This is a genomic window from Wolbachia endosymbiont of Drosophila barbarae, from assembly GCF_044752445.1.
Classification (GTDB): domain Bacteria; phylum Pseudomonadota; class Alphaproteobacteria; order Rickettsiales; family Anaplasmataceae; genus Wolbachia; species Wolbachia pipientis.
In genome coordinates this window covers 5,572-9,198 of record NZ_JBIXJM010000237.1, presented here as the reverse complement: position 1 = coordinate 9,198, position 3,627 = coordinate 5,572, and the positions used below count along the sequence as shown (strand labels likewise).

Below are 3,627 nucleotides of genomic sequence, written 5' to 3'. Positions count from 1 at the left end.
TTCCTTCTCTCTATTTGTCTCAGATTTATTCCTAAAACTAAACCCGAATGTTTGTTTCAGTCGCGAGAAAAAACTTTCTATATAAGATCTTTTTCCATAACTCATCTCTTTTTTCCACTTCTTTATACCATCTTCATCATATGACTTTATGAGCTTGACTGCAGAATTTCTCTCAGCCATATAGTCTAACTTTGGATGCTCTGCTGCGTTGTTTTTCGGAGGAATTTTCGTTTTTATACCATATTGATTACACAGCTTATAGAGCTTTTCTCTGTCATATGCCCTATCTGCATATAGTACTTTTATGACATACTGAAAATCGACTTCTTTTAGCAAATCACAAGCTCCATAGTGATCAGCCGTTACTGTATTTTACAGCTATGGCTTTTTTGCTGTTTGTATTCAACATTACATGCAATTTTCTTGTCTGTTCATAGCTGCGATACTTTCTATCTTCGCTATTTTCTTTGCTATGACCAGGAGTGTTGTTGTATATACTAATTCCTGTACTGTCTATAGCAATTTCGATATCTTCCATATTATTTTCTGCAATCATTGATCTTAATATTGAGTTTCTTAAACCTTCTTGATGATTGTGAATAGCTGATAACTTGCAAATTTTTCCCAATTTGCTCAAGGTATTCTGCTATAAACCCAACTGTTTGCCTCAGGCCTATTCTAAATAAACAAGTTATTATGTGCACCAAAATTACAACTTTATCGCTATAAATATTGTTGCCACCTGGTATTTTTGGACCATTCTCGTACCACTTTTCTATGGCTTCGTTGATATAATGAAAAATATTTCCTCTTTTTTCTAGAAATTTGTTATATTCGCTATGGTTACTGACCCTCATTTTTTGTGGCATATTTTTTCTTTCAAGGTTAAATGGCTATTTTATAATGAATTTTGTCAGTAGCCACCAGATTTTTTCAGTTGCTATGCAACAAAGCCATCCCAGTGTCAAGCACTGGGATGACACCTTTATGTTTGAGGCAAAACCGGCCATAGCATTTAACACACTGCCTTCGCAAAATGTTCGTATAGTTGTTCGTTACGTGCTGGAATGACAAGGTGGAGTGTCTTTAGATGTCATCCAAGTAGCTGACACTGGGATCTAAAAAATTTAATTTATATATAAAGTTTGTTTAAACTATTTTCAAAACAGATAAAATATAATTTTACAATTAGCGTAAATAAAATGAATTATGATGTAATCATTTCAGGTGGTGGGTTACTTGGTCTTATTACTGCCATTGGCCTCAGTTGTGACTCTGTGTCTGTAGCTGTGATTGAAAAAAATAGTCTACCACGTGTAGTAGATGATAATCGAGCATTTGCTATTTCTCAAGGCTCGAAAAAAATATTGAAAAAGTTAGGGATTTGGCAGTTTGTGGAAAGTGAAGCTGAGCCAATACTTGATATATGCATATTAGATGCGGTTACTGTGCATTACAATCATAAAATGGTTAGCGAAGAGCCAATGGGTTATGTTATCAACAATGCTACTATATGGAATGCAATCAACAATAATTTTCTAAATAAACTGAATATATACTCTCCACATTCCTATAAAACAATTGCTTGTGATTCAGGATATGTGGAAGTGATTCTTGATAATAACCAGGAATTAATATCATCGCTACTTATCTGCGCTGAAGGCAAAAACTCTAAATTACCAGAGTTATTTTCTATACCGACAGTGAAATTTGACTATAAACAAAGTAGCATAGTATTTAATGTAAAGCATGAACTGCATCACCAAAACTTAGCTGTGGAGCGTTTTTTCCCTGGCGGTCCATTTGCAATTCTACCGATGAAGGGTGGCTATACTTCTTCGATAGTTTGGACAGAAAAATCTGAAATTTCAAAAATGCTAATGGATCTGTCTGAAGAAGAATTTATTATAGAGCTTAAAAAAAGATTTGGTTCTTATTTAGGAGAGATAAAATTAGAGGGTGAAAGAAAACTTTATCCTTTAAGTTTTGCTTTCGCAAAAAAGTTATATAAGGGTAGAGTTTTGCTTATCGGCGATGCAGCACATTCAATTCATCCAGTTGCAGGTCAAGGGCTTAATCTTGGAATTAGAGATGTAGAAAGTGTTATAAAGCACGTAGTTGCTGCAAAAGCGGCTGGTACTGATGTTGGCAGTAGTTATTTATTAAAGAAAATTTCACGTAACAGATACTTTGATAATTTTACAATGGCGCTTGCAACTGATGGATTAAATAGGATGTTTTCCAACAGAATATTCTGCGCTAAAGCACTAAGAAATCTTGGCTTGATTGCAGTTGAAAATTCAAATTTCCTCAAAAAACGCTTCATTCGGCATGCTATGGGATTTATATAAATCACTATTTTATAGTTAATGCAAGTCAGGTTTCCCACGTCATACCGCCGCGGTATCTTGGCCGCTAACACGTAGCGGGATGACGAATGTATCTGTTTAGCAGTTGTGTTAAAAGTCAATAGAAAAATTGATGTAGCTGTGGATAAGTACTTTTATCTGTATAAACGTGCTTATCCACAGCTATACTGGCTCTTAGATAGAAACAGACAGAGAGTTATATTCCTCAGTAAAAACCCTGTCATCTCTGACTAAAGAGTTAGCAAGAATAAGCAATTTCCTCATGGCAGCAGTGGAAGCAATTTTATATGGCTTTTTATATTGACTATATAATCTAGTAAAGAAAGGTTTGATATAGGAATTAGGGGGGGAGGGGGGGGGATGTATGGTCCCAGAGTGTGATGGTATGATAAAATATGAGAAAACAATACCATCAAAGGAGGAATTATGGGACAAATATTACATGGGTGCGCCAAAACAACAGAGACAATTCGTAGAGCAATACAAAATAGTAAAGAGAGCATAGCAAAACTCTCCAGGTACTATAACCTTAATCCAAAAACTATCATTAAATGGAGAAAACGGTCTTTTGCCAAAGACGCTGATATGGGTCCGAAGCATGCAAGATCAACTGTTTTAACTTTAGAAGAGGAGGCTGTAATTGTTGCATTTCGTAAGCATACTCTATTGCCATTAGATGATTGTCTCTACGCTTTGCAAACCTCAATCCCACACTTGACTTGCTCTAGTCTACATCGTTGCTTACAGAGGCACAGCATTAGCAGACTACCAGATGTTGATGGCGAAGTTAAACCAAAAAAGAAATTCAAACAATATCCTATAGGCTATTTCCATATTGATATTGCAGAAGTCAGAACAGAAGAAGGAAAGTTATATTTGTTTGTTGCAATAGATAGAACATCCAAATTTACGTATGTTGAGTTGCATAAAAGTGTTACAAAACCTATAGCTGCTGAGTTTCTACGTAATTTGATTAAAATTTTACCATATAAAATCCACACTATTTTGACAGATACCAGTGTACAATTTACCAACCAAAAACGCCATAAATACGCTTTTCAACATATATTTGATAGAGCTTGTGAAGAAAATGACATTGAACACCGTCTAACAAAAGTTAGCCATCCTTGGACAAATGGGCAAGTTGAGCGTATGAACAAAACTTTAAAGAATGCCACTGTTAAGAAGTATTATAGCATTTCTCATAATAGTCCGAACAGGTCATAGGAAGGCAGAATCAACAGCACGACGAAAGGAT

Annotated in this window: 2 protein-coding genes and 2 pseudogenes; 2 read left to right on the top strand and 2 right to left on the bottom strand. The window is 35.2% G+C overall.

The window, feature by feature from the left end:
* Both ACIPNH_RS06800 and ACIPNH_RS05705 read right to left on the bottom strand, forming a co-directional pair.
* Window positions 1–869 (bottom strand): annotated as a pseudogene (locus tag ACIPNH_RS06800) (IS5 family transposase); the annotation flags it as partial.
* Between the two features lie 24 nt (window positions 870–893).
* A complete protein-coding gene (locus tag ACIPNH_RS05705; protein WP_256437790.1) occupies window positions 894–1,022 on the bottom strand; it encodes a hypothetical protein in 129 nt (42 codons plus the stop codon).
* A 180-nt stretch (window positions 1,023–1,202) separates the two neighbouring features.
* On the opposite strand from ACIPNH_RS05705, the gene ubiH reads away from it, so the two are divergent.
* Window positions 1,203–2,351, top strand: a complete 1,149-nt coding sequence (gene ubiH / locus ACIPNH_RS05700) for a 2-octaprenyl-6-methoxyphenyl hydroxylase (RefSeq protein ID WP_400772177.1) — start codon at window positions 1,203–1,205, stop codon at window positions 2,349–2,351.
* 444 nt (window positions 2,352–2,795) lie between these two features.
* Window positions 2,796–3,575, top strand: a pseudogene (locus ACIPNH_RS05695) (IS481-like element ISWpi4 family transposase); the annotation flags it as partial.
* Between the last annotated feature and the right edge of the window lie 52 nt (window positions 3,576–3,627).

Excerpts from the sequence above, each read along its gene's own strand:
- ubiH (WP_400772177.1), top strand. The coding sequence starts at position 1,203 with ATGAATTATGATGTAATCATTTCAGGTGGTGGGTTACTTGGTCTTATT.